At 40.7% G+C, this 25,275-nt stretch carries 21 protein-coding genes; 9 read left to right on the top strand and 12 right to left on the bottom strand.

What is annotated here, in order from left to right; all coding sequences use genetic code 11:
* The coding region (locus ACT3SX_RS06875) for a hypothetical protein (protein ID WP_444761698.1) at positions 1 to 1,006 on the top strand (1,006 nt) is incomplete at its 5' end.
* Positions 1,007 to 1,100: 94 nt separating this feature from the next.
* Here the strand turns inward: ACT3SX_RS06875 and ACT3SX_RS06870 are convergent.
* Positions 1,101 to 1,616, bottom strand: a complete 516-nt coding sequence (locus ACT3SX_RS06870) for a hypothetical protein (protein WP_192519352.1) — start codon at positions 1,614 to 1,616, stop codon at positions 1,101 to 1,103.
* Positions 1,617 to 1,974: 358 nt separating this feature from the next.
* Between ACT3SX_RS06870 and recJ the strand changes: the two genes are divergently transcribed.
* Entirely contained in the window at positions 1,975 to 3,864 is a 1,890-nt protein-coding gene (recJ, locus tag ACT3SX_RS06865) for a single-stranded-DNA-specific exonuclease RecJ (protein WP_192519351.1), read from the top strand.
* On the opposite strand, the gene ACT3SX_RS06860 is transcribed toward recJ, so the two are convergent.
* The 6 genes from ACT3SX_RS06860 to ACT3SX_RS06835 all read right to left on the bottom strand — a co-directional run bounded on the left by ACT3SX_RS06860 (position 3,861) and on the right by ACT3SX_RS06835 (position 9,831).
* Complete coding sequence (locus ACT3SX_RS06860; protein WP_192519350.1) at positions 3,861 to 4,526, bottom strand: trimeric intracellular cation channel family protein; 666 nt, start codon at positions 4,524 to 4,526, stop codon at positions 3,861 to 3,863. The two genes, recJ and ACT3SX_RS06860, sit on opposite strands and share 4 nt — an antisense overlap.
* Positions 4,527 to 4,734: 208 nt before the next feature.
* Positions 4,735 to 5,370 carry a trimeric intracellular cation channel family protein gene (locus ACT3SX_RS06855; protein ID WP_192519349.1) on the bottom strand — a complete coding sequence of 212 codons (636 nt, stop codon included), beginning with the start codon at positions 5,368 to 5,370 and terminating at the stop codon, positions 4,735 to 4,737.
* A gap of 239 nt (positions 5,371 to 5,609) precedes the next feature.
* Entirely contained in the window at positions 5,610 to 6,746 is a 1,137-nt protein-coding gene (locus ACT3SX_RS06850; RefSeq protein WP_192519348.1) for a multidrug resistance efflux transporter family protein, read from the bottom strand.
* Positions 6,747 to 6,944: 198 nt separating this feature from the next.
* Positions 6,945 to 7,676 carry a 7-carboxy-7-deazaguanine synthase QueE gene (gene queE / locus ACT3SX_RS06845; protein WP_192519347.1) on the bottom strand — a complete coding sequence of 244 codons (732 nt, stop codon included), beginning with the start codon at positions 7,674 to 7,676 and terminating at the stop codon, positions 6,945 to 6,947.
* A gap of 204 nt (positions 7,677 to 7,880) precedes the next feature.
* Positions 7,881 to 8,702, bottom strand: coding sequence for a 2,3,4,5-tetrahydropyridine-2,6-dicarboxylate N-succinyltransferase (gene dapD / locus ACT3SX_RS06840; RefSeq protein WP_192519346.1), 822 nt, complete (start codon positions 8,700 to 8,702; stop codon positions 7,881 to 7,883).
* 172 nt (positions 8,703 to 8,874) lie between these two features.
* Complete coding sequence (locus tag ACT3SX_RS06835; RefSeq protein WP_192519345.1) at positions 8,875 to 9,831, bottom strand: alpha/beta fold hydrolase; 957 nt, start codon at positions 9,829 to 9,831, stop codon at positions 8,875 to 8,877.
* Between the two features lie 588 nt (positions 9,832 to 10,419).
* Here ACT3SX_RS06835 and ACT3SX_RS06830 point away from each other — a divergent pair.
* The 4 genes from ACT3SX_RS06830 (at position 10,420) to ACT3SX_RS06815 (ending at position 15,220) form a co-directional block, all read left to right on the top strand.
* Positions 10,420 to 11,241 carry a DUF547 domain-containing protein gene (locus tag ACT3SX_RS06830; protein ID WP_192519344.1) on the top strand — a complete coding sequence of 274 codons (822 nt, stop codon included), beginning with the start codon at positions 10,420 to 10,422 and terminating at the stop codon, positions 11,239 to 11,241.
* A 410-nt stretch (positions 11,242 to 11,651) separates the two neighbouring features.
* Positions 11,652 to 12,665 (top strand): TAXI family TRAP transporter solute-binding subunit, encoded by a 1,014-nt coding sequence (locus ACT3SX_RS06825; protein WP_192519343.1) that lies wholly within the window; start codon positions 11,652 to 11,654, stop codon positions 12,663 to 12,665.
* Positions 12,646 to 13,206 (top strand): DUF1850 domain-containing protein, encoded by a 561-nt coding sequence (locus ACT3SX_RS06820; RefSeq protein ID WP_225739168.1) that lies wholly within the window; start codon positions 12,646 to 12,648, stop codon positions 13,204 to 13,206. Before ACT3SX_RS06825 ends, ACT3SX_RS06820 begins: the two co-directional genes overlap by 20 nt.
* Positions 13,207 to 13,216: 10 nt before the next feature.
* Positions 13,217 to 15,220 (top strand): TRAP transporter permease, encoded by a 2,004-nt coding sequence (locus ACT3SX_RS06815; RefSeq protein ID WP_192519356.1) that lies wholly within the window; start codon positions 13,217 to 13,219, stop codon positions 15,218 to 15,220.
* A 281-nt stretch (positions 15,221 to 15,501) separates the two neighbouring features.
* Here ACT3SX_RS06815 and lipA read toward each other — a convergent pair whose 3' ends face one another.
* On the bottom strand, positions 15,502 to 16,545 hold the full coding sequence (lipA, locus tag ACT3SX_RS06810) for a lipoyl synthase (RefSeq protein WP_192519341.1): 1,044 nt from the start codon (positions 16,543 to 16,545) through the stop codon (positions 15,502 to 15,504).
* A 148-nt stretch (positions 16,546 to 16,693) separates the two neighbouring features.
* Entirely contained in the window at positions 16,694 to 17,092 is a 399-nt protein-coding gene (locus tag ACT3SX_RS06805) for a carboxymuconolactone decarboxylase family protein (RefSeq protein ID WP_192519340.1), read from the bottom strand.
* Positions 17,093 to 17,565: 473 nt separating this feature from the next.
* Here ACT3SX_RS06805 and acnB point away from each other — a divergent pair, with 473 nt between their 5' ends.
* From acnB to ACT3SX_RS06790, 3 genes are all read left to right on the top strand, one after another.
* Positions 17,566 to 20,169: a bifunctional aconitate hydratase 2/2-methylisocitrate dehydratase gene (acnB, locus tag ACT3SX_RS06800; RefSeq protein ID WP_192519339.1), complete on the top strand. Its 2,604-nt coding sequence runs from the start codon at positions 17,566 to 17,568 to the stop codon at positions 20,167 to 20,169.
* A gap of 198 nt (positions 20,170 to 20,367) precedes the next feature.
* Complete coding sequence (locus ACT3SX_RS06795) at positions 20,368 to 21,285, top strand: hypothetical protein (protein ID WP_442069736.1); 918 nt, start codon at positions 20,368 to 20,370, stop codon at positions 21,283 to 21,285.
* Between the two features lie 570 nt (positions 21,286 to 21,855).
* Complete coding sequence (locus ACT3SX_RS06790; RefSeq protein ID WP_192520667.1) at positions 21,856 to 22,299, top strand: PACE efflux transporter; 444 nt, start codon at positions 21,856 to 21,858, stop codon at positions 22,297 to 22,299.
* A 440-nt stretch (positions 22,300 to 22,739) separates the two neighbouring features.
* On the opposite strand, the gene ACT3SX_RS06785 is transcribed toward ACT3SX_RS06790, so the two are convergent.
* From ACT3SX_RS06785 to ACT3SX_RS06775, 3 genes are all read right to left on the bottom strand, one after another.
* On the bottom strand, positions 22,740 to 23,264 hold the full coding sequence (locus ACT3SX_RS06785; RefSeq protein WP_192520666.1) for a hypothetical protein: 525 nt from the start codon (positions 23,262 to 23,264) through the stop codon (positions 22,740 to 22,742).
* A gap of 253 nt (positions 23,265 to 23,517) precedes the next feature.
* Positions 23,518 to 24,168, bottom strand: coding sequence for a hypothetical protein (locus ACT3SX_RS06780; protein ID WP_192520665.1), 651 nt, complete (start codon positions 24,166 to 24,168; stop codon positions 23,518 to 23,520).
* 367 nt (positions 24,169 to 24,535) lie between these two features.
* A partial coding sequence (locus ACT3SX_RS06775) for a hypothetical protein (protein ID WP_444761548.1) occupies positions 24,536 to 25,275 on the bottom strand: 740 nt, incomplete at its 5' end.

Genomic DNA, 25,275 nt, shown 5'->3' with positions numbered 1-25,275 from the left:
TGATACTGGTAATCTTATGTTATTACGCTTATCTGTTTTATGCACGCTCTCTATGAGTGCAATTTCATTTTCTCATGCAGTCGATAAGGTATTGCCAAAGTCGCTGATTATTGATTTAGTAGAGCGTCATTGTTCTTTTCCAAAACCAAATCCTCATGTATCGGCTGATCTTGAATATGATTGTGCAGATAATTATGACGATGCTGATAGCACTGAGCAAAGCATGAATTATAGTCTGAGGTTATTGCCTTTGATAGTGAAGGACTTCAATCATGATGGAGTTGAAGATTTAGCATTAGAAATCGAATCTTTAGGTCCGTTAGGCGGTAGTGTGACAACTAATAGTGCTGTGCATTATTTGCTATTAGATAAGAACAACCACATTATTAACGAGCATGAAGTGCTGTTGTATGCGCCGTTTAGTGAACATATCGTCGAGTATGAGGTAGAAGGTAATGATATACATTATAGCGCAGTACCTAACTATCGCTCCCATTCTGAGGCTTATGAAAATGGTGAGTTGATAGCACCGTCTATCACATTCGATATTGATTGGATGAGAGGTAATCCAGTAAGTACTTATTATCGGGACAACTGCCAATTATCAGCAAATATGGATAAGCATATATTTACCACATTGCGTGATGTAAAGCGTGTGAATACTATGGATATTCATGACTATACACAGATGATTGAAGAAGAGTTACAGGTAAATAATATGCAAGTGTCTGCCGAATTAAATGGCTGTGATACTCAAAGAGTGAGTTTTAGTATTAGGCCTAGTGCTGGAAATCGTCTGCCTGTTTTGGCGGATATCTTACAAACATTGGTTCCAGTGACTTATCAGCATCAGCAGCTGAGAGAATTAATGAAACTGGATAAGCAGTCTCAGATTGTGTTTGGTGAAGAAATGATCTTACCAAGCAACTGGTCAGGACAAGTGCATATAAGTCGTGGATTTGAAAATGCTAGTGTGATAATAAACCTTACTCAAAAAAAGCAATGATAGGGCTTAATGACTTTACTAAACAGCGTAAAAAACCAGCAAAGACAAATAGTCTAAGCTGGTTTTTTTATGACATTTTCTTTTATAGCTATTTTTAGACGTTTTTACCGTGTTGCTTGGTTTGAATGTCTTTTGCTAGCTTGTAGCATTCATTGATATGGTCATTAGCGATTTTTTTGAAAATCATATAGCCCATGGTTGCCGCAACCATTTGACCACCGAGTGGGATGAATTTTGTCACTTGCTTGGCAGCGATACGACCACCGAAGCCTTGTACTGTCTTTTTCACGATACCACGTGTCGCCATTAGTCCTGCAAAGTCAACGGTACGATCTTTTAAAGCACCCCAATGAACGGCTCGTGATTCTAAATCAACCGCTGACTGACGATCTTCAATTAAGCCAAAGCGTTCACTAATGTCAGGTAATAGCTGGGTAAGCATGCCTGCATCTACGGCGACATCGAAGAATGGCACAGGAACAATGGCGACACCAGCAGAGTACTTAGCGCGTTTTTTGACCAGCTTTTGACATTCTTTTTTTGTTTTTTCAAGGTCTAAGCTAGGATCTATTGTATTTGGTAGTTTTTCAGCGGTTGGTGTGGTTTTCATAAAGGCTCCTTATAAGTTATTAAAATATGTCACTAAAACAAATCATTAAAATGAAACACTCTAAAATATCGAATTATAGTTTTAATAAATATCTCAGTTACTATCTATTCTATGGATTTATAAGAGGCATACAATCATTGCTTTGTAGCAAAATGCAGAAAAATACAGTCACTATACACCATTTTTGTAAACTGGCTGTTTTGTAAAGTGTCGATAAAGGCTGTTAAAGGCGATCAAAAGCTTGTTATGTATAACGGCTTCAATAGGATTAATAGTAATGTAAAATCCTAAAAAATGATAAACCGTTCCGCTAGAAATGAGCATTGTGACCTTTTGATAAAGCCAGTAGAATACACCCATGCTAAATTTAACCCCCCGTTATACCAGCACTCGCATCGACGAGTTGCCCACCGCGTTGCAGCCACTTGCTGCTCAATCATTAACGCTTGCCCGCTTATATGCTGGTCGAGGTATCACTGAGCCCGATGAGCTTGAGACTGGGCTATCCGGTCTACTGCCTGCAGAGATGCTACATGGCGTGACTGAGGCAGTACGACTGTTAGATATTGCCATTGATGATGGACAACGCATCCTGATCGTTGGCGACTTCGATTGTGATGGTGCGACCAGTACCGCACTGATGATGCGCGCACTCACAAAGATGGGCGCAGTCGTTGATTTTTTAGTGCCAGATAGGTTCAAGTACGGCTATGGACTGACGCCTGAGATTGTCGAGTTGGGTATTGAGACTTATCACCCCGACATGATAGTGACCGTGGACAATGGTATCTCTAGTCATGAGGGTGTGGCTCGAGCACAGGCGGACGGCATTGCTGTCATTATCACCGACCATCATCTGACGACCAAACAGACGCCACCTGCTGAGGCGGTGGTCAATCCCAACCAGCTCGGTTGTGATTTTGCTAGTAAGGCACTGGTCGGTGTCGGCGTGGCGTTCTATGTGCTTGGACGCTTGGCAAAGCTGCGCCGAGAGGCTGGCAAGTCCACCGTACAAGTCAGCCAATATTTAGATTTGGTGGCACTTGGGACGATTGCCGATGTTGGCGTGCTCGATAAAAACAATCGCATCTTAGTGCATCATGGATTAAACGCTATTCGCCAAGGACGATGCTGCCTAGGTATCTTAGCGTTACTTGAGCAGGCAGGTCGTGACCCTAAGCAGTTGCATGCACAGGACTTTGGCTTTGTGTTAGGTCCACGCATCAATGCTGCTGGGCGCATGGACAATATGCGCATCGGTATTGAGTGCTTATTAACGGAAGATTGGAGTACCGCACAGCGACTGGCTCAAGAGCTTGAAGTGTTGAATCGTACCCGTCGTCAGGTAGAAGGTGAAATGCGCGCTCAAGCAGACAGCATTGTACAAGACTTAGCGGCTGATGCTGAGATGGGCAGCGACACTGATTTAGACGAAAGTAGTGATATCATTACTCAGATCAAGCCTAAGAAACCGGCCGTTAACGAGGGTAATTCTAATACTACTGAGCCTAGTATGGTCAAAAAGAGAAGCATCGTGTTGTACCAAGACGATTGGCATCAAGGTGTGATCGGTATCGTCGCTGGACGCTTAAAAGAAAGCCACTATTTGCCAAGTATCGTTTTTGCACCAGCAGATGTCGAGCGGATAGGCGACGACGATGCCATTAAAGGCTCTGCAAGATCTATCGCAGGCGTGCATGTTCGTGATGCGATTGAACAAGTCGCTGAACGATATCCAGAGTTAATCAGTCATTTTGGTGGTCACGCGATGGCAGCAGGATTGACCATCAAGCGCCGTAATTTTGATGAGTTTGTTACGGCATTTGATGAAGTCATGGCAGAGATGGATGATGAGGTGTTTGCTGAGCAGAAATTCACAGATGGCGCATTGCAGGCAAGTGACTTTAGTCTTTGGTTCGTTGAGCATCTGGCTGATGCGAGTGTGTGGGGTCATGGTTTTGCACCGCCGATATTTGATGGTGTATTCGAAGTACTCAGTTTTAAGGTTCTAAAGGACAAGCATCTTAAACTGTCATTGCGTTATCCAGATGTGCAGTATCCGATTGAAGCAATTTACTTTAACTTCGATAGCGATGTATGGGATTATCGTGCTGAACAAGTGCATTTGTTATTTCAGCTAGACATCAACGAGTGGAACGGTAAGCAAAGCCTACAGTTGATGGTGAAGGATCTGGCCCTAGTTGAAAAAACGCAAGCTAATCAGACTCTTGAGGGTGGTGCGACTTAATACTTTAATTCCAGTGTTGGGAACTGCCAATCGTAGCGAATGGCCAGCATCCGCAACGTAAAAATTGTACTCATAACGGCGATATCAGTTATCCATGCTATTACGCCCAGATATTGCAATACAAAATACAGAATACCGCCAGTTAATGCAGCGGTAATATAAATCTCTTGCTGTAGTACGAGTGGAATCTCATTGCAGATCATATCGCGGATGATACCACCGACAATAATCGTAATCACACCAAGTAATAGTGACACAGGAATATTCGCCCCCATACTTTCCGCAATTTTAATACCGATTAAGGTAAACGCTGCTAAGCCGATGGTATCTGAGAGTTTGAGAAACTTATCGACTCGTTTAGAGTTGGGATGAAAAAATATTTGCATGACCAATGAAGATATCGTAATAACCGTCAAATAGCTCATGTCTACCATCCAAAATAATGGATGACGATCCAAAATCACATCACGGACGGTACCACCACCGATAGCAGTGACAATTGATACTAGCAAGCAGCCAAACACGTCAAAGTTTTTATGCTTGGCCAATATCGTGCCTGAAATACTACAAGCCACAATACCAATCATATCAAACACAAATATCAATGAGTTTGGATCAAACGTGGTGATTAGGGCAGCAGGGTTCAATGCGATAGCCAACATGAGCAAATCTCACTAGTGAAGATGATAAATCATTTGATACGGGCTATAGTCATTCCTAAATAAAAGAAATACAGATACAACCACGCGATACAGGGATACATTTTTCTTGCGTGCTGTGCCTGCGCAGACAGAGACTGCGCAAAATGTAACCCGTATCGCTGTATTTATTTTATAGTGGATCGCCTATAACTTTATAATATTTTTTAGGTTAAGCGACTAGACGAATAGAAGGCAGGTGCCAATCAAACTTGAGCGCCAACATACGTACTGCAAAAATGGTAAACAGCATGATAAATTCATTAATACCAGAGGAGATACCGAAGTATTGCAAAATCAAGTAAGTCACAGAGCCAGCAATACTGGCAGTGATATAAATCTCACGCTGTAGTACCAGTGGTATCTCATTACAGATAATATCACGGAGCATACCGCCAATCATGGCAGTCCACACACCCATCATAATAGCAATAATAGGCGACATATCTTGTGTCAACGCTATTTTAAAACCAATCACACTAAAGGCAGCCAGCCCAATGGCATCAAACAGTTTCAATGCTTTATCGATCTTATGATATAGATGAAAAAACATTTGTAGGATGAGCGATGTCACGGTGATGACGATCACATAATTGAGGTCAGTCATCCAAAACAGCGGATGACGGTCTAGAGCCATATCACGCAATGTACCACCGCCGATAGCGTTGACCATCGCCACTAAGATACAGCCAGAAATATCAAACCCTTTATGCTGAGCAAGCAACGTGCCTGCTATCGCGCACGCAATCACGCCCACCATATCTAATAAATACAACAAAATATCAGGAAAAATTAAATCATTAGCCATAGTTATAATATCAAGTAGTGACCATCAACATAGATAGTCAAAGTATTTTTAAATCGCTACAGTGCTGCTGGGATAAATTTTTCGCAGCCTCTGTGAATATAGCCATCAAGTAAAATTTGTACCAGTAGCACCATAATACAATCGTATCGGTTTTATGTTTCTTTGACTATAGTCAAAGAAATATTAAAATGCCTTGATTATAGATGGTTGGGTTTGAATTTTTAACAGCCCTTAGTGTATTAGCCGTCTTTTGCAAACAGAATCAATCCAACGATAATGAGAGCAATACCTATTAATCCCATCATTGATGGCAGGCTGCTGTTGAGCAATAACATACCGCCAATCAAGGCAAATATGACCTCGCTGGCTTGAGTGGCATCGACACCAGCGACTTCGCTGGAGGTTTCTGCTTTTTCGCGGGCATATAAGAAAATACTGGTGGCTGCCACGCCAGCCAATAACGCGACCAGTAGTGTATTAAATACTTGTTTAGTGTCTGGCAACTCAGGATGAACGACAATACCCAATACCAACCAAAAGGGCACACTACCCAAAGTCATTAGCCATACTTTGTTAAAGGCATCTTGTAGTAGAGTGGTTTGGATAGCGGGAATTTTAGCAATCAAGTTTTGCAATAGAGAAGGGGGCGGTTCGGCTAAGACAGTGTCTGTCGTATGAGCAATACTAATTGAGTCTGCCGGATAGTGGGTATCAATAGCAGATAAAGGTGGTAGCTCAGTTTCCACTATCTGGTCAGTTGCTTGAGAGGTCGGTGCTGGCGATTCAGTGTTTTTCTGTTTGGCATTATAAGAAACCTGCCAAACCAACTGGTTACCAATAGGGTAGCTAAAGGCTGCTACTAGCGCAGGCAAAGCACCATAAAGCAGCATGTCTGTCATAGGTACGGTATCAGCACCTAAGACAGAGGCGGCATGTATTCCTTCACTGATATTCACCAGCACCACACCGAAAAACACCAATAACGCATAGGCGATGAATTTCTTATCAAAACGCTGACCAAAGACGAGCAAGACCAGCAGACTTGCGACGACCGTAAACATAAAGGTTGCTGCGACGACCCAGCCTGCAGCATGATCGGCCGCGTAGCATATGCCTGTATAAAAAATACCAAAGCCAATGCTACCTGTTATGCACCAAAATCCCCAATGTTGACGAAAGATAGTCGCTAGCTCTCTAATACGTCCAAAGCCATGCTGCATGACGATAATAGCGGTAAGCATCAGCCACATAAATACATAGCGAAGGCTGGCTGACCAGAACCAATGTCCACCAGCAGCACTCATGAGTTCGTTTAGGATAAATGTCGAGCTAAAAAAAGCGCCTGACAATAGACCTAATAAAATGAGTTTGACCATACCTCTATCCCTATTTATAGTTGGCTATAGTCAGTCCTAAATAAAACAGATACAAATGTAACCATGCGATACAGGCATACATTTTCCTTGCTTGCTGTGCCTGCGCAGACAGAGGCGACGCAAAATGTACCCAGTATCGCTGTATTTATTTTATAGTGGATCGACTATAGTTGTTTATATGTTCAGACGTTAAAGTTTTTATTTGCCTTTGGCATCTGCCCAAATAATTTTGTGCAGTTGTAATTGGAAACGTACCGGTAAAGCGTCTGCCAACATCCACTCTGCAAGCTCACGTGCTAGTACTGGTATATCAGGAGCAGTCTCTGCGTGCATATCCTCTGCAACATTGAACATAGGAGAAAACCAGACGGTACCGACCAATTCATTGAGCTTATGTTCAAACAGTTTGGCTTTTGCCCAGTCATAATCAGCGCGGTTCATAATGACAAATTTAATTTGATCATGTTGAGTAAGATAATCGAGATTTGACCATAAGTTTTTATCATCTTCGCCTGAACTTGGTGTTTTGAGATCCATTACCTTACTGACGGCTGTTGGTACCTGTTCTACTGTGAGCGCGCCTGCTGTTTCAAGTGATATCTCATAGCCATCGCTCAGCAGTCGCTTCATGAGCTCAATCGCATTTGGCTGCGCTAATGGCTCTCCACCAGTCAAACAGATACGCTTACATGGATAGCCTTTGATGGTTTCTATGATGGTATCTAGTGACTGGCGCTCACCACCAGTAAAAGCATACTCGGTATCACAATAGACGCAGCGCAGTGGGCAGCCAGTCAGTCGCACAAATATCGTTGGCAAGCCTGAGGTGATGGCTTCCCCTTGTAAGGAGTAAAAAATTTCTGTCAAACGAAGACCTGCTTCAGGATCGGTGACAGGTATAGTGGCAGTACGTAGCGATGGCTTGGTCATAACAATGTCGATATCAGATAAAAGAGTGGAGTGATTAGAATAGGTTTGCAATACATGAGAAAAGGTCGTAAAAAAGGATTATAACGCAGACAGCAACACTAAGCTGCAAAAAGATGAGCTAAAAAAAAGACGCTAAAGTAAGTCTTTAGCATCTTTTCTCGATCAGTATTTTTACTCAATAATGATACGTGCGGTCATACCGTTTTAAGCTAAACGCAATAATTCATTGACTGATGTTTTTGCACGAGTTTGCGCATCAACTTTTTTCACGATGATAGCGGCATACAAGCTATGCGTACCATCTTCTGACGGTAAACTACCTGGTACCACAACAGATCCTGCTGGTACACGACCACGATGAATCTCGCCAGTTTCACGATCATAGATACGAGTTGACTGACCGATGTATACACCCATAGAGATGACCGCGCCTTCTTCTACGATAACGCCTTCAACGATTTCAGAGCGTGCACCGATGAAGCAGTTGTCTTCGATGATAGTAGGGTTGGCTTGTAATGGCTCTAATACACCGCCGATGCCAACACCGCCTGATAGATGGACGTTTTTACCGATTTGAGCACATGAGCCAACGGTCGCCCATGTGTCAACCATGGCGCCTTGATCAACATAAGCACCGATATTGACATAAGATGGCATTAATACTGCACCAGCTGCGATGAAAGAACCTTTACGAGCAACGGCTGGTGGTACAACACGTACGCCAGCTTCTTTAAACTGTGCTTCAGTCCAATCAGCAAATTTAGTCGGCACTTTGTCATAGAACTGCACATGCTCGCCAGCAGCTTGAACATAATTGTCGTTTAAGCGAAAAGACAGTAATACTGCTTTTTTTGCCCATTGGTTGACGATCCATTCACCGTCTTTCTTTTCTGCAACACGTAGGCTACCGTTATCTAATTGCTCAAGCACTTGTTCTACAGCGTCACGGACGTCTTGTGGCATGGTGCTTGGGCTGTATTCGTTGCGGTTTTCAAAGGCTTGTTCGATGGTTTGTTGTAATGACATAAAAGTTCCTAAAGTTAGTGAAAGGTGATCGAAAAATACATTGTACTTATTGGTTTGGCATTAGAGTAATTATTTACTTGCCGTATTGTCGCTAATTTAACAACTTTTAGCAAACAGGTTCATGGCAAATATCAACTTTGATGTAGCAATACTTAGCGTAACTGGACTTAACTTAACTAACTGAGCTGTTACTCTCTATCCACTCTAAAATATCTTGATAAACGATTTGATGATCTTTTTCGTGAAGTGGTTCATGGCGCATGTTGGGGTAGAGTTGGATGTCTACGTGACTAAAATTTTTCTTATTCAAGCGAGTAACGATTTTACGGACACCTTTACCCATCTCACCGATAGGGTCATCTTCTCCGCTGACAAATAGCATTGGGAATTCTCTTGAAATTGTCATTGCCCATTGTTTATTTAAGCCTGTCTCCATCAGCGAGAATAACGTCATAAAGCCATTATTGGTAAAATCAAAGCCGGTCAATGGATCAGCCTCATAAGCTTCAATGGCGGCGGGATCCTGATTTAGCCAAGCAAACTCTGATGACGAGACACGATTTTTAAGCTGACTATTTAAAACTTTGTTCATGACCTTAGCAAACATGGGGTTTTGTTTTCTTGGAGCTACTTTCGCCAGTATTTTATTAACAGGCAATAGTATTTTGGTCAATGGGTTGGCATCTGCTGTGCCCATCAAAATAGCACCTGTAAAAGCACGTGCATGGTGCTTGAGGACGTTGCGTATAATAAATGATCCCATAGAGTGACCCATGACAAAATGTGGAACATCAGTGTGCCTTTCTTTTAAACTGTCTGACATGATAATGACGTCTTTCAATAACAACTGTACGGGATGTTCATCACCGAAAAACCCCAAATCATCTGTCGTTTTGACGGTTTTCCCGTGCCCTAAATGGTCATAAGTTGCTACTGCAACGCCATTATCTGCCAAAAACTGAGCAAATTCTGCATACCGGCCGCTGTGTTCGGCCATACCATGCACAATCAGTAACGTGGCTTTTATTTTAGTGTTTTTATCGCTTGGTTCAAAAAAATCATGATGCAAATAATGAGTGTTATCAGAGGAGAGGATGTGTTCGCTGTTTGTATCGGTGCTGGTACTCATGAGACTTCCTTTAAATCGTTTTAATTATGCGTAATCGATCTTTTGTTGTTCGACTGTTTATTGGAGCAGACATAAGCTTTTACAAGCTTATTATATAGGTATAGTTTGCTCACCATGAAACTGATATATCATCAACAGTTGGTTAGATGTCCCTATGCGTAGGTATAGGTAATACAAACAATTTAACGACAAAGCCTTATAGGGTCAATGCTATTTGAGATGTTTAATGCTGTAAAGTTTCTAGTTTTAGTGGCTTAGATAATGAATTTATTAAAGCTTTGTAAACTCATATAAAAAAATAATTCTCATTTGGAATAAGCGGTAAAATCAACAGAGTTAATCATAAATATTTATTCACAATGGGGTACTATTGATTAGCCAAAACACAAATACGAAAATATTTGGTTGAGATAATTTTTTATAAATCATATTAATAATCAAATGTTTAGAATTGTCTTTTATTCTGTAGTAGCGTTAGATCGTAATACTGTGGGTGAAGAAAGAAAGTTTATCTTGCAGGTTATTTGTCCATCCTATAAACACTACCATTCTAAATAAAAAATCATCGATTTAAACGGAGTCAAATTTATGTCAAGATTCAATATCTTAACAAAAACTGCGGTCTGGAAACCAGTTCTAGCCGTTGCTATTTCATTATCAAGCGTTGCTGCCTATGCTGATTTTAATCATAAAAGTTGGGACAGTTTGTTAGGAAAAAATGTAACCATGACCAATGGGGGGAAGGCTTCTGTTGTGAACTATGCTGGCATGAAAGCAGATAAGAGTAAGCTGACCAGCTATCTCAAAGCGGCGGGTAAAGTATCGCAATCAGAGTTCAATGGTTGGAGCAAAAATGAGCAGTTGGCATTTTTAATTAACGTTTATAACGCTGGCACGGTTGATTTGGTGCTAACAAAATATCCAAACATTAAATCTATTAAGGATATTGGCAGTGTTTTGAGCTCACCATGGAAACAGGAGTTTATTCCTCTATTGGGCAAAACGCGTTCGCTCGATGATATTGAACACACTCTCATCCGTGGCTCAAAACGTTACAACGATCCACGCATTCACTTTGCGGTTAACTGTGCCAGTATTGGCTGTCCAGCGTTACAAGACGATGCTTTTACAGGCAAGGGCTTAGACGGTCAGCTAGAGCAAGCTACTTCCAAGTTTTTAGCAGATAGTAGCCGCAATCGTTTAAAGGGTAGTACGTTAGAGATATCACCTATTTTCAAATGGTACAAAGAAGATTTTGCGACCAATTGGCGTGGAACAAAAAATCTGGAAGGATTTTTGGGTCGTTACAGCTCATCTTTAGGACTCAGCAAAGCCCAAACCACAAACCTAAAGCAAGGAAAAATAAAGATTGATTACACCACTTATAATTGGAATCTCAACAAAAAATAATCTCCGTGGCAGCACCTGACTCTTATTGTATAGTTGATCCACTATAAAATAAATACAGCGATACTGGGTGCGTTTTGCGTCGCCTCTGTCTGCGCAGGCACAGCAAGCAAGGAAAATGTATGCCAGTGTCGCATGGTTATATTTGTAACTGTTTTATTTAGGACTGACTATAGGAGTCGTTATCAAGGATGATACGTTTTAAATAGCGAAATAATTCATGTGATAAATTAAATATATTATTGGTGTTTTTTCAAATAGCTTTGGGTCTATAGCCCAGGAAACACGTGATATAAGATACTTTAGTTTATTTGTGATAAAAATTGCTATATTATTGCAAGTCTGTAACGCATTAATATGGTTATATTAATGTTTTTAAATGGATTAAACAGATTACTTCAAGGATGAATTCAATGCGCAATTCTTTAAAATCTCCGTTATTTCTATCAGTGATGTTAAGTGTGGCATTAGGTCTGACAGCATGTTCAGAAAGCAGTGATAGTGCGTCAGCAGATAGCGCTTCAACCGATGCAGCTGCAACGAGTGATACGCTTGATACCAAGTTTCTGACTATTGCTACTGGCGGGGCATCTGGACCTTACAACATCATTGGCACCTCATTATCAGAAATCTATGTCAAAACTTTTGGGGTAAACTCAAAAACGCAAACCACTGGTGCATCTGTCGAAAATGTCAATCTATTAACCCAAGGCAAAGTCGATATGGTGTTGGCACTCAGTGACGTGGTCACCGATGCAGTCGAAGGTAAAAACAACTTCGATAAACCTATCACTAATATTCAGCAGATCGCTGTTTTATACCCTAATGTGGTGCAAATCGTCACCTCAAAGGACTCTGGTATAAAAACCATTGAAGATCTAAAAGGTAAGCGTATCGCTGTGGGCGACCAAGGCTCTGGCACAGAAGTCAATGCTCGAACCTTGTTAGAAGGGTTTGGTATTACGTATGACGATGTCACTGTTGACTATCTAGGCTTTGCTGAAGCCGCTGACGGTATGAAAGCAGGTAAAATTGAAGCGGCATTCTTTAGTAGTGGTCTACCAAACTCTTCTTTGATGGAGTTAGAACAAGGTTTAGATCTACAGATTGTCAGTATCGACCAAGACAAGCTAAAAGAAATTATCGCAAGCAAGCCTTACTTCAAAACCTTTGAGATTCCTGTGGATACTTATGGCAACGAAGAGGCGGTTCCAACTGCGGCAATCATGAATGCATTATTGGTTAGCTCTGACTTGTCTGAAGCTGATGGTTATAAATTAACCAAAACGTTATTTGAAAATTTGGATGGTTTGAAAACAGCTCACCAAGCAGCCAACGACATCAGCTTAGAAACAGCTAATGATGGTATGGTAGCTCCAATTCATCCTGGTGCTAAAAAGTATTATGATGAACAAGCTGCAAAATAAATCATTATGGCTACTAACTGGTGCAGCATTCATTGCGGCACTGGTTTTTTTTATGTCATGGATGGGCTTTTTTCGTCAGCCTGTTGTCGAAGTACGAGTTAAAGGGATAGACGGTGCTGACGATAAGGTTTGTTATTTCGTTGAACCGGACTTTGAATTGCGCTGGATTCATTCTGTAGAAAAACAATGGTGGGAAGAGCAGTATCAACGTATAGATGGCAGTAGTCCACAAGATGCTGAGCTGTTACTAACCACCACTTATTTTGAAGCTTTTGGTGCGGGCACTCCTTCAACTGAACTGCTTGCTCCCATAAAAAAACAGGGCTATCTAGGTTATCAAATCAATGAAAAGCTGCCCAACCTCAATTGGGTGGTCTCTAGACTTACCAAAGGTGAGATTGATTATGGTAATCATCGTTTTTTGATTCACCAGTGGGTGCCAGATTATTCTGAAGTGGTGATTAAGCCTCAAGCATATGGCTTATTTGATAGATTTAAAAAGGACTTTTGTCATGAACTCTCAGGTGACGGATCAGGGTAGCGTGCCTACCATGCCAGATACTCAAATTGATAACAATGCTGAGGCAGATGCGATCAATAAAGCAGTATTAGAAAAATATGACCGAGAGTCAATCACGCGTCATATCACCCAAGGACCAGTAAAGTATTTGCTCGCTGGGATTTGTATACTCTATTCGCTATTTCATTTATATATAACCTTTAACCCGATGCCAGCGTTGTTACAGCGCTCTGTGCATGTGGGTGTTGGTTTTGCACTGATCTTCTTGATTTTCCCCGCTAGTAAAAAAAGCAGTCGCCAGCGAGTAGCCTGGTATGACTGGATTTGGTTTGCTCTGTCTTTCTCTGGTATGGGCTACCTCATCTATGAATATCAAGATATTGTGACATCGCGTGGTGGTATGGCCAATCAAGTCGATGTGATATTTTCCCTGATTACGGTAGTCTGTGTGTTAGAAGGCAGTCGCCGTATCACAGGTTGGATTTTGCCAATATTGGCAGGGATATTTTTGGCCTATCCGTTTGTCAGTCACATGGATTTTATGCCCGATAGATTACTGACTCGCCCTTATGATATGGGCGATATCTTCGGTCAACTATTCCTAAAAACGGAAGGTCTGTATTCTGTGGCGATTGGTGCATCGGTCACCTTTATCTTCCTATTCATTCTATTTGGTGCGTTCTTGGCACGTTCAGGAATGGGGCAGCTGTTCAATGATTTGGCATTGGCGATCGCTGGTCACAAAAAGGGCGGGCCTGCAAAAGTAGCCGTCATCTCTAGTGGCTTTATGGGTAGCATCAATGGTTCGGCTTTATCAAACGTGGTCAGTACTGGTGCTTTTACGATTCCGCTAATGAAAAAGGTCGGTTATCACAAAGACTTCGCTGGCGCAGTTGAGGCAAGTGCTTCTGTTGGCGGGCAGATACTACCGCCAATTATGGGCGCGAGTGCGTTCATTATGGCTGAGACGACAGGCTTACCTTATAGCACGATTGCTTTAGCAGCATTATTACCCGCGATTCTGTATTATCTAGGCGTGATTGCTCAGGTGCATTTTCGCGCTGGACGTCGCGACTTAAAAGGCATTGCTAAAGAAAACCTGCCAGCGGTAAAAGAAGTCCTAAAAGCACGTGGTCACATGTTATTACCGATTGTCTTTTTGGTTTTCTTATTGATCAAAAATGTACCTGTCGGTTATGCAGCGGCTTATACCATCGGCTTTACTGTGTTGATCAGCATGCTACGTGCTGAGACTCGTATGGGATTGTCTGATATTTTAGGCGCACTAGAAGATGGTGCGCGCCAGTCGCTCGCGGTAATGGCAGCTTGTGCGGTCGTCGGCATCATCATTGGTGTCGTGAGTTTGACCAGCTTTGGTACAGTGATGACATCTTCTATCGTCACGCTAGGCGCAGGCTCGTTATTCTTTACGCTTATTTTGACGATGCTAGCGTCAATGGTATTGGGCATGGGTTTACCATCTATTCCTGCCTACATCATTACGGCAACGATGGCGGCTCCAGCACTGGCTGGCTTTGATATTCCGATTTTGTCAGCGCATATGTTTGTCTTCTATTTTGGTATCTTTGCCAATATTACGCCGCCTGTGTGTTTGGCAGCTTTTGCTGGTGCTGGTATATCTGGTGGCGATCCGATGAAGACAGGCTTCTTGTCACTCAAGCTGGCACTTGCTGGGTTTATCGTACCGTTTATGTTTATCTATAATCCAACGATGTTGATGATAGATCCAACCGGCCTAGCAGTCACGGCAAAAGATTTCCCGCTGCCACCTATTGTAGATATCATTACAGTGGTAGTGACTTCGGTAACTGGTGTCATTGCACTGAGCTCAGCACTTGAAGGCTACTTTAGAGGCAGTATGAATACCGTGACTCGTATCATCTTAGCTATTGGCGCTTTGTTATTGATTTATCCTGAGATGGTTACAGGTATTATTGGTGGGGTGATTGTTCTTGGTATTGCGGTATTTAATATAAAAACAGCCGGAAAGCCAACACCGACTTTAACTGTGTAGATTATTGGCTCTGAATCTTTTAACGATGTATTAAAGCCGAAAAAAGGGTGAATAACAAATTTGTTATTCACCCTTTTTATATGGTTGGCTATTGTTTTAGTAACTACCTTGGCAATTGCTCCCAACAAGTGTTTTTATATCCGCTGTATAGGCGATCCACTATAAAATAGATACAGGTTGCATTTTGCGCAGCCTCTGTCTGCGTAGGCACAGTAAGCAAGAAAAATGTATCTCTGTATCGCGTGGTTGTATTTGTATCTTTTTTCTTTAGTATTGTCAGATTAACAGCCAAGCTTGCCTTCTGCAGCCAATGCCTTTTTGCTACGGATTGGTGCAGGGCAGTCTTCGCCGTAGTACTGACGATCGGCAAAGTAGCTTGAGCGTACCATTGGGCCTGCCCAAATATTAAAGAAGCCGATTTTTTTGCCATAGTCCATATAGCGTTGGAACTCGTCTGGATGCACGTAACGATCAACAGGCGCGTGGTTTTTACTAGGTTGTAGATACTGACCGATTGTAATCATATCCACATCATGTGCCTTTAGATCGTCGAGTAGTGCATAAATCTCTTCTTCTGTTTCACCCAAACCAACCATAAAGCCGCATTTGGTAGCGATATCAGGACGACGCTCTTTATACAGCTTGAGCAAGTCGAGTGAATGCTGATAGTCAGAACCTGGACGAAACGCTTTGTATAGACGTGGTACGGTTTCGATGTTGTGGTTAAACACGTCTGGCGGTGTTTCTGTCAATAAATCTAACGCAATATCCATGCGACCACGGAAATCTGGCACTAGAATCTCAATCAAGCAGTTTGGGCTAAGTGCTCTTGATTCATTTAGGACTTCTACAAAATGTCCAGCACCACCATCTTTGAGATCATCACGATCGACAGAGGTAATTACTGCATATTTAAGCTGTAGACCTTCGATAGTCTCAGCAGTATGGCGCGGCTCATCGGCGTCTAATTTATTGGGACGACCATGGCCCACATCACAGAATGGGCAGCGACGAGTGCAGATATCACCCATGATCATAAAGGTCGCAGTACCATCAGCGAAGCACTGTGGCAGGTTAGGGCAAGCAGCTTCTTCACAGACTGTGTATAGCTTCTGCTCACGTAAGGTTGCTTTAATGCGAGCCACCTCAGCAGGTGATGACATCTTGACCCGAATCCAATCAGGCTTTTTCTTTGCCTCAACAGTCGGGATTACTTTAATTGGAATACGTGCAACTTTGTCATAGCCACGTAGCTTTTCGCCTTGAATGGCTTTTTTTGGTTTGGCCCTAGCAGCAGGTACATGTGTTTGTACGGCAGTTGTCATAATAAATTTGTCTCTTAACCCTTTATATTATAAGGGTTTATAGGATTGTAAGAATATTTTATGAATGCAGATATTATAGCAGAAATTTGGTCGTCAACTTTTAAACAATCTTGTTAAGATTACTACGACTTGTTTCTCGACCATAGTTTTAAATATCTATATCAATTTCCATCTCATTCAGTACATCTATGGCGGCACGAAACGCTTCTTGAGTGGCAGGTGCACCGCAGTATGGCAAGCTGTGCATCAGCACCTCTCTAATTTCAGCGACACTAGCGCCATTGTTAATGGCGCCACGTATGTGACCTTTCAACTCGTTTGGGCTTTTTTGGGCAATTAAAAATGAGATGGTAATTAACGAGCGATACTTGCGCGGCAATACCGAATCATCTTGCCAAGTGCTGCCCCAAGCGTGTTCTATGATCCAGTCTTGCAGCGGCTGGGTAAATCCTGTAGCAGCATCAAGTGAGCGCTTCACATGTTGCTCACCCATGACATCGGTACGTACCTTAAGACCATTGTCATAGTTAGTATTATTGTCAGCCATAATCATATCCTTAATAGCTATTAACTTATTATGTGCTCATGAAGTTCTATTTTGCGAAGAAGTATAGCAGTCACAACATATTTATTTAACTGTCAAATCAGGCCGTATTTATCAAGGCTGATATTAAAATTGTCCCATACTGCGTTGTAAGTCTTGCTAAGGTATCTATATTATTTTCGACTTGTTCTTTGTATGGAGCAATTTTAGTTATTAGTAATGCTTATTTGTGAATATCAAACACACCCTAGTCTTAAATATAAAAAGCTACTCAAGCTCATAATTGATAGTACTATTTTTATAATAAATGTCCAATATGGCTTTATTATGAGTCTTTTCAAGGTCGAGCCATTAACATTTAGAGCATTTTAAGCTATGATTGCACAGATAATTATTCCACCTAGTACATGGGCGCAGGCTGTCATACTGACTACCCAACGTAATGTACTGAACACCAACTGACGAGGACGACTATTGTGTTAGAAGCTTATCGTAAACATGTCGAAGAACGTGCTGAGCTAGGAACGGTTCCGCTACCATTGAATGAAAAGCAAGTAGCAGAGTTGGTTGAGCTACTAAAAACTCCTCCAGCAGGCGAAGATGCATTCTTGATGAACTTGCTAGAAAACCGTATTCCTGCTGGTGTCGACCAAGCTGCTTACGTTAAAGCTGCATTTTTAGCCGCTATCCTTAAGGGCGAAGCATCATCTCCACTTATCAGCAAGAAAAAAGCGGTTGAAATCTTGGGTACGATGCAAGGTGGCTACAACGTTCAGCCATTGGTTGCTGCCTTAGATGACGCGGAAGTAGCACAAGACGCTGCTGAAGCATTGAAAAAGACTTTGCTCGTATTTGATGCGTTCAATGACGTGACTGAAAAAGCAGAAGCTGGTAATGACATCGCAAAAGAAGTTGTTCAGTCTTGGGCTGATGCTGAATGGTTCTTGAACCGTGATGCAGTACCAGAAAAAACCACTTATACGACATTCAAAGTGACTGGCGAAACCAATACGGATGACTTGTCACCTGCGCAAGACGCATGGAGCCGTCCTGATATTCCATTGCATTCACTAGCCATGCACAAAAATTCTCGCGACGGCATCAATGCTGACGAAGAGGGTGTTGTTGGCCCAATGAAGCAAATCGAAGAGTTAAAGCAAAAAGGCCATCAATTGGCGTATGTGGGTGACGTTGTTGGTACGGGTTCTAGCCGTAAGTCTGCAACCAACTCAGTATTGTGGTTGATGGGTGAAGACATCCCTAACGTGCCAAACAAACGTGGCGGTGGTCTGGTATTGGGTAACAATATCGCACCTATCTTCTTTAATACAATGGAAGACTCTGGCGCATTGCCAATCGAAAAAGTCGCGGTTGATAACCTAAACATGGGTGATGTATTTGACATCTATCCATATGAAGGCAAAATCACTAAGCATGACTCTGATGAAGTATTGTCAACGTTTGAGCTAAACTCACCAACATTGCTTGATGAAGTTCGTGCGGGCGGCCGTATTCCATTGATCGTTGGTCGTGGTCTGACCAATCGTGCTCGTGAATACATGGGTCTTGGTCATTCTGACGTATTTGCTAAGCCAGAAGAGCCAGTAGACACTGGTAAAGGCTTCACTCTTGCGCAAAAAATGGTTGGTAAAGCTTGTGGTCTAGAAGGCGTGCGTCCTGGTATGTACTGTGAGCCTAAAATGACGACTGTTGGCTCTCAGGATACCACTGGTCCTATGACGCGTGATGAGCTAAAAGATTTGGCTTGCCTAGGTTTCCAAGCGGATCTAGTGATGCAGTCATTCTGTCACACTGCGGCTTATCCAAAGCCAGTTGATGTTGAAACTCAGCACACACTACCTGACTTTATCATGAACCGTGGCGGCGTAAGTTTACGTCCAGGTGATGGTATCATCCATAGCTGGTTGAACCGTATGCTACTTCCAGATACCGTTGGTACTGGTGGTGACTCGCATACTCGTTTCCCAATGGGTATCTCGTTCCCAGCGGGTTCTGGTCTGGTTGCTTTCGCAGCTGCGACTGGTGTGATGCCACTTGATATGCCTGAATCTGTCCGTGTTCGTTTTGTTGGTGAGCGTCAAGCTGGTATCACCCTACGTGACCTAGTACATGCTATCCCTTATCAAGCGATCAAAGAAGGTTACTTGACGGTTGATAAGAAAGGTAAAATCAACGAGTTCAACGGTCGTATCCTTGAGATCGAAGGTCTAGAAGACTTAACTGCTGAGCAGGCGTTCGAGTTGTCTGATGCATCAGCTGAACGTAGTGCTGCTGGTTGTACCATCACACTCTCTGAAGATTCAGTGACGGAGTACCTAAACTCAAACATCACACTGCTTAAGTGGATGATTTCAGAAGGCTATGGCGATGCACGTACCATCAGTCGTCGTATCGAGCAGATGCAAGATTGGCTAGCGAATCCAAGCCTAATGCGTGCTGATGAAGATGCTGAATACGCTATCGATATCACTATCGATATGAGCGAAATCAAAGAGCCTATCCTGTGCTGCCCGAACGATCCAGATGATGCTAAAACACTAGCTGACGTCGCTGGCGATACCATTGATGAAGTATTCATTGGTTCATGTATGACCAACATCGGTCATTTCCGTGCCGCTGGTAAATTGCTAAAAGATGTACCAGCAGGAAGCCTCAAGACTCGTCTATGGATTGCGCCACCAACTAAAATGGATGCGCGTCAGTTGATGGAAGAAGGTTACTATAACATCTACGCTCAAGCCGGTGCTCGTACTGAAATGCCAGGTTGTTCACTATGTATGGGTAACCAAGCACGTATCGCACCTAAGTCTACTGCGGTATCGACTTCAACACGTAACTTCCCGAACCGTCTCGGTCAAGGTGCTAACGTCTACCTAGCTTCTGCAGAGCTTGCAGCAGTAGCAGCGGTACTTGGTAAACTGCCTACTAATGATGAATATCAGCAGTATGCTGGTATGCTAAACAGCATGGGCGAAGAAGTGTATCAATACATGAACTTCGACCGTATGGAAGAGTACACTGAAGAAGCTGATAAAATTAATGTTGCTCAATTGAGCTAATTTTTGATGCTGTAAGGCTTCTTTCTAAAGTTAGAAGTCTTACATCTAAAACTAGAAAACCCCGTATCGTCATGATGCGGGGTTTTTGTTTAAATTTTATTTACGACATCTAGTGCCGTTTACCGACGGATGTTTTATTGTAACCCTTTTTATATTAGTTGATAATTAACAAAATTAATTTTGGGGGAGGGAAGTGATATGGCGGAGTCGAATGGTAGTGATAAAGAAGATGTAAAGTCAGAAATTAGTGAGAAAAATATAAACAATAGTCGATCAAATTATAAGTTCACCAATACTTATATTATTGATATTGTTAATAATTACTTTTGTATATTTCATGCATGGTTACCAACTAATAATGACGAAAGACTTTTGCTTAAGTTGATATCGTATTCAGCGTGGTCAACACTTATATTTTTTTTAGCATTTATAATTCATAGAGAGTTCAACAAGTTCATTGGTCGTTTCATTAATTTTGATTTTTCTGTATTTTGGATATTAGCTTCAGCAAGTTTTTTAATTCTATTAATATGCTTAGTTATAGGTTATTGGTATCTCTCACCAAAAAAAGTAGAGATTTTACAAGCTAGAATGAAGTCTGAACTTAATATAGATACAGATCACCTTTCTAATTTGAAGCAAAAAAACTATTATGCTGCTAAGTTTGAGGTTGAAAAATTATGGTTTGAAAAAATTTTGAATAATGGAGAAAGTATTCAGAATTTGACTGATCTAGTTGAATCTAACATAAATAATAGGAAACCTTCTAGTAGAGATATAGACTCAATAATTCAGCTAATGCTTAGTAATCAGTACACAATTAATCTATTATTAGTGATTTTAACTGTTACTTTGACAGTTAGCTTATCACCTTTAATCCCATCCATCACTGATGAAAATTTTTTTTCTATGTTTAGCATACTTAACCTGTCAGCATTATATTTTTGGGTGGCTCTTGTATTATTGTTTGTTTTTATAAAGATTCTATTTATGATTTTTATATGGTCTATTGAAATTAGCACCAAAAATAAAATTTTTGTTGTATGGAGATATGAAATTTTTAGAGATATGCTAGGGCGTGTCCTCATTTTAAAAATGATGATAAAAATGAGATAAATAGCAGTCAAACAAGGAAAATAGCGCAGATAATATCGAGATATTAGTCAGTTATTTGACGCTGTTTGGCAAGATTTAGCCGTTTTTAACTCATTTAGATAACTATCGATTGAATTGAGGACACGCCCTAGCTAGACACCAAACAGTTATCATAAAAAAACCTAGAATACGTTATGTGCCAGTTCTGGAGAGTAAGAAGGAACAAGAAAAAATAGAGAATGAAAGTGAAGTTAAGATTGTGATAGATATTGCAGAAAAAGTTGAAGCCAGAAATAACAGATGAACATTTTTCCCTTTTATTAATTTCAAACTATTTCACGTTTATAAAAGTGAGTGATGAAATAGCTATTTGAAAATGAACTAAACATAAATCTTATTAACTACTCCCTCTGAGAAACCAGTTTATGCTTCTCAATATAAGCACTAACTGACTTTCTCAGTTATCTTCTGTATAATATAATTGCAGGCGGAAACCGTGGCTCTGCATTTCACCTTTCTTTTTTATCTCGGGACGGACCGATACTTTGATAGGCACCTTGCTGTTTAAATACAGGTGCTTTGGAGTCTTGGTTGATTACGTTATCCCCACTCAAACGTCGCTTAACATATGTGACCGTCTTTGAAATCATTGCTATTATTTTATCTACTCTTTTATTGATGATACTCAGTCATAGTGATGCATCAGAATCGTTGCCCGTCGCGGTAATGATGTCGGTAGCAGCCGTCATTTGGAACTTTATCTACAATACCGCTTTTGAAGCGTGGGAACGTCGCAAACGTTTGGTACATCGGACGTTATGGATACGCAGTGCCCATGCTGTTGGTTTTGAAGGTGGGTTGGTGTTGATTTGCTTGCCACTGTATATGGTTTGGTACGATGTTGGTCTAATCCAAGCCTTTAAGATGGAGGTAGCATTACTGTTGTTCTTCTTGGCTTACACCTTCCTTTTTACAATGGCCTTTGATAAGATATTTGCGTTATCGTATCAGCATGAGTCCGTCGCTGCTTCTTAGGACGCGTTGAGTACAGAAAAAGGCTGCCTATTGGCAGCCTTTTTTGATGGTATCACTACAGACTATCTAGTTAAAAAAGTCTATCTGTCAAATCAAATAGTCTGTTGCATTGGTTTTACCATTATGGTTTGTCGTTCAATTTCTATATCTAATGCCTCGCTCAAACCAGCAAAAGCGTGCACATTGAAGAATGAGTTGATGTATAACCAAGACTATGGAACGGAATTCGAAGCTATCGGTAATAGCTCTAAATCTATTGAACTATATTACAACCAGACTGTGACTCGGAAGGGTTCAGTCTATAAGATGCCAAGACAGATGTAGTTTGATTGTTATCATTAAGCTTCGTAACTAAAGCTTCCTAAGTTTAACTGTACGGATTTGACGACATGGGTCAAATGGTACCTAAAGTTTAATCAACTTCATACCTTTTTTGATTTTTAAAAACTAAAGGGACATTCCACTGGTTCTTCGTTAGCTAAGAAAGCCATTTGATAGTTGTAGATATCGTTGACACAAATTTCTGTTTCATTAACCGTATCAAACTGCTCAGCTGTTTTGGAAATGTTGTAATTAAAATTTAATATTTGTTCTGGGCCTGTGATTGATAAGTCACTGCTTTTAAAATTTATAAGAGCAGTCTTTTTCTCAATCTTTACTTGAAAACTATTGTTGCCAAAATTGCTAGTTTCAAATCCTAGCTTTTTCTCTTCTGGTGTTAAACCGTTCAAGTATTCTTGAATGCTGTTTTTTAGTGGCGATGCTTTGTCTACATATCGAATAACATAGCTTGAATCGTCTAAATTTGGATTTTCAAAGTAAACTTTAATTTCTAATGCTGTGCTTTTATATAATTCATTTATAGTATTTAACTCTGTCTTTTCTTCAGTGCTTTTCTTCAAAGTATCATGAGTGCAAGATGCTAAAAATAAAAAGCTTAATAGGAAAGGTAATATATTAAACATGATTTTAACCTTCAAATTACCAACAATACATTTTTAAATATAACTAGCTACATGACCCGTACTATAACCCCGTTTTGTATGTTTATATACAACAATCGCTCCATACGCTGGTTTTGATATTTTTACAAAATTTTCTGGATATCTAGTTGGAAATTGCAACGAAGGATCTTTTGTAAACGCGTATTTTTTCTATTTCAAACAATAGTTTATGAAAGAAGCACGTCAGGCTGTTGTTAGACTTGGGGTATAGAGTTTATTGCCCATAATTTCTACAATTGGTTATTTCACTTTTTAAACGTAAAGGAATCTCGTTAATATTATCTAACATAAAAACCTCATTGCCTTTATACCAATCATCGCTTAATGGAGAAGATGCATTTTCAAGTTTACTCGCAACCTTTTCCCAGACTACTCCACATATATTCATTCTTATATATCCTTTAAGTTGCAATTTGTTATCGACGAACTTAATTGAAAACTGCCCTGCATCTCCATCAACAACACACTGATAGTACGGTCCTTTATTATCTTTAGTACATTGTCCAACCTGCATATACCAATTTGGTAAATGCTTATATTTTACATATATATTAATTAATCCTTTTTCTAAACCATCTGTAAAACCGAAATCACTTCGCACATTTTTAGCTTGAAGAGGAACTTTCCAAAATTCAATTAGAATTGATTGGACAATTTGCTGTGTATTTTTGTTTAAATGGGCTGCTGAATAATTACGATAATAATTGCTTTTAGTAATGGATTTGTCCTCCATCCAACTGTATGTGCTTTCTTCTGCGTTCTTTGATTCCGTCATGCTTTGAGTTTGTTTAACGGTTGAACTGTTGCAGCTAGCTGTAAATGAAAGCGTAGCAATAATAAATAAAACATTCATTAAGATTTTCACTAAACATCTCCCGCTATAACACAAAAGGTTAATTTATTTTGTCCAGATTTAATAATCGTATTATGTATTTGATAATAATCCACTGCGCTTTGTATAACCACACATCCTGTTGACTACGTATTGATAGTTGAATATGACGCCCGTTGGCGTATAAGATGCGGGGTGAAAATTTAACCCTTTGCCTGTTTCAGGCCTAGAGGCCCCAAAATTATCAGGCATGTTATTTCTGTTAGTATCTCTATTAATATAAGCGACCCCAGTATGGGCAAAAGCGTCTCATAATTTATTGATCCTTTCTTTAACGTAATCTACGGCATTCTTAATTTATAGGTAAAGTATAGACATACATTCTAAAAAATGCTAAAGATCAGTCCGCTACTGGGCTTAGATCACGCTTATCAATCCAGCCGAATTTAGTACCATTTTTATAAGCAACTTTCACCCAGTCCTCATTTTGATCAAAAGCTTCAATCAAATCACCTTTGATATAATAGTTCGGTTTCGACCGTGATTCGAATTTTTCATCAAGAATTTCTGCTTGATCTGTTTTGACAGTGTACTTGGTGGGTAAGGGAGGGCAATTTTGAAGTAGCTCCTCGTCATTATTAAACGATTCGCTTATAGATTGGTTGTACTCTGACACCGTCGTTACAGTATTATCAGTGCAATAGTAATTATGATCTTGCACTGTATAGCCTTCAGTCGTTGTAGCAGAGATGTACCAAACTCCATTTTTGTAAGTATAATAATAATGGCGAATTGGATAACCCCTGCTTGAGAAATAGGTTCTCAAAATAAAACCAGAATAGTTAGGCCGTGGTAATATGTCAGATAAAAAGTAACCTCCATCGCTAGCATGATTTGACGTATCTAAGCTCAATGTATATTTACTATTTTCATCTCCAAGAAAGGCATAAAGTTCATCATCTTGAAATACGTTATTCTCATCATTGATAGAGGATATAACTTTATCGTCAATGCCATCTGCATTAACATCAAAAGTGAAGATCTTATGTGAGTTTTCATCATACTTTGCTTCGATATCTGTAAACGAAAGTAATTTAGGCTCCTCCTTTATGTACTCCCCATCAATCAGATATGTACGGG

This window comes from Psychrobacter sp. AOP31-B2-9, from assembly GCF_052378005.1.
Taxonomy (GTDB): domain Bacteria; phylum Pseudomonadota; class Gammaproteobacteria; order Pseudomonadales; family Moraxellaceae; genus Psychrobacter.
Note: the sequence above shows the minus strand (reverse complement) of the source record. Positions and strands in the feature narration are given on the sequence as shown.

Excerpts from the sequence above, each read along its gene's own strand:
- ACT3SX_RS06795 (WP_442069736.1), top strand. The coding sequence starts at position 20,368 with ATGGCGGAGTCGAATGGTAGTGATAAAGAAGATGTAAAGTCAGAAATT.
- ACT3SX_RS06835 (WP_192519345.1), bottom strand. The coding sequence starts at position 9,831 with ATGAGTACCAGCACCGATACAAACAGCGAACACATCCTCTCCTCTGAT.
- ACT3SX_RS06805 (WP_192519340.1), bottom strand. The coding sequence starts at position 17,092 with ATGGCTGACAATAATACTAACTATGACAATGGTCTTAAGGTACGTACC.
- ACT3SX_RS06785 (WP_192520666.1), bottom strand. The coding sequence starts at position 23,264 with ATGTTTAATATATTACCTTTCCTATTAAGCTTTTTATTTTTAGCATCT.
- ACT3SX_RS06815 (WP_192519356.1), top strand. The coding sequence starts at position 13,217 with ATGCCAGATACTCAAATTGATAACAATGCTGAGGCAGATGCGATCAAT.
- ACT3SX_RS06855 (WP_192519349.1), bottom strand. The coding sequence starts at position 5,370 with ATGGCTAATGATTTAATTTTTCCTGATATTTTGTTGTATTTATTAGAT.
- dapD (WP_192519346.1), bottom strand. The coding sequence starts at position 8,702 with ATGTCATTACAACAAACCATCGAACAAGCCTTTGAAAACCGCAACGAA.
- ACT3SX_RS06820 (WP_225739168.1), top strand. The coding sequence starts at position 12,646 with ATGAACAAGCTGCAAAATAAATCATTATGGCTACTAACTGGTGCAGCA.
- ACT3SX_RS06860 (WP_192519350.1), bottom strand. The coding sequence starts at position 4,526 with ATGTTGGCTATCGCATTGAACCCTGCTGCCCTAATCACCACGTTTGAT.
- ACT3SX_RS06850 (WP_192519348.1), bottom strand. The coding sequence starts at position 6,746 with ATGGTCAAACTCATTTTATTAGGTCTATTGTCAGGCGCTTTTTTTAGC.
- ACT3SX_RS06825 (WP_192519343.1), top strand. The coding sequence starts at position 11,652 with ATGCGCAATTCTTTAAAATCTCCGTTATTTCTATCAGTGATGTTAAGT.
- lipA (WP_192519341.1), bottom strand. The coding sequence starts at position 16,545 with ATGACAACTGCCGTACAAACACATGTACCTGCTGCTAGGGCCAAACCA.
- recJ (WP_192519351.1), top strand. The coding sequence starts at position 1,975 with ATGCTAAATTTAACCCCCCGTTATACCAGCACTCGCATCGACGAGTTG.
- ACT3SX_RS06830 (WP_192519344.1), top strand. The coding sequence starts at position 10,420 with ATGTCAAGATTCAATATCTTAACAAAAACTGCGGTCTGGAAACCAGTT.
- ACT3SX_RS06870 (WP_192519352.1), bottom strand. The coding sequence starts at position 1,616 with ATGAAAACCACACCAACCGCTGAAAAACTACCAAATACAATAGATCCT.
- queE (WP_192519347.1), bottom strand. The coding sequence starts at position 7,676 with ATGACCAAGCCATCGCTACGTACTGCCACTATACCTGTCACCGATCCT.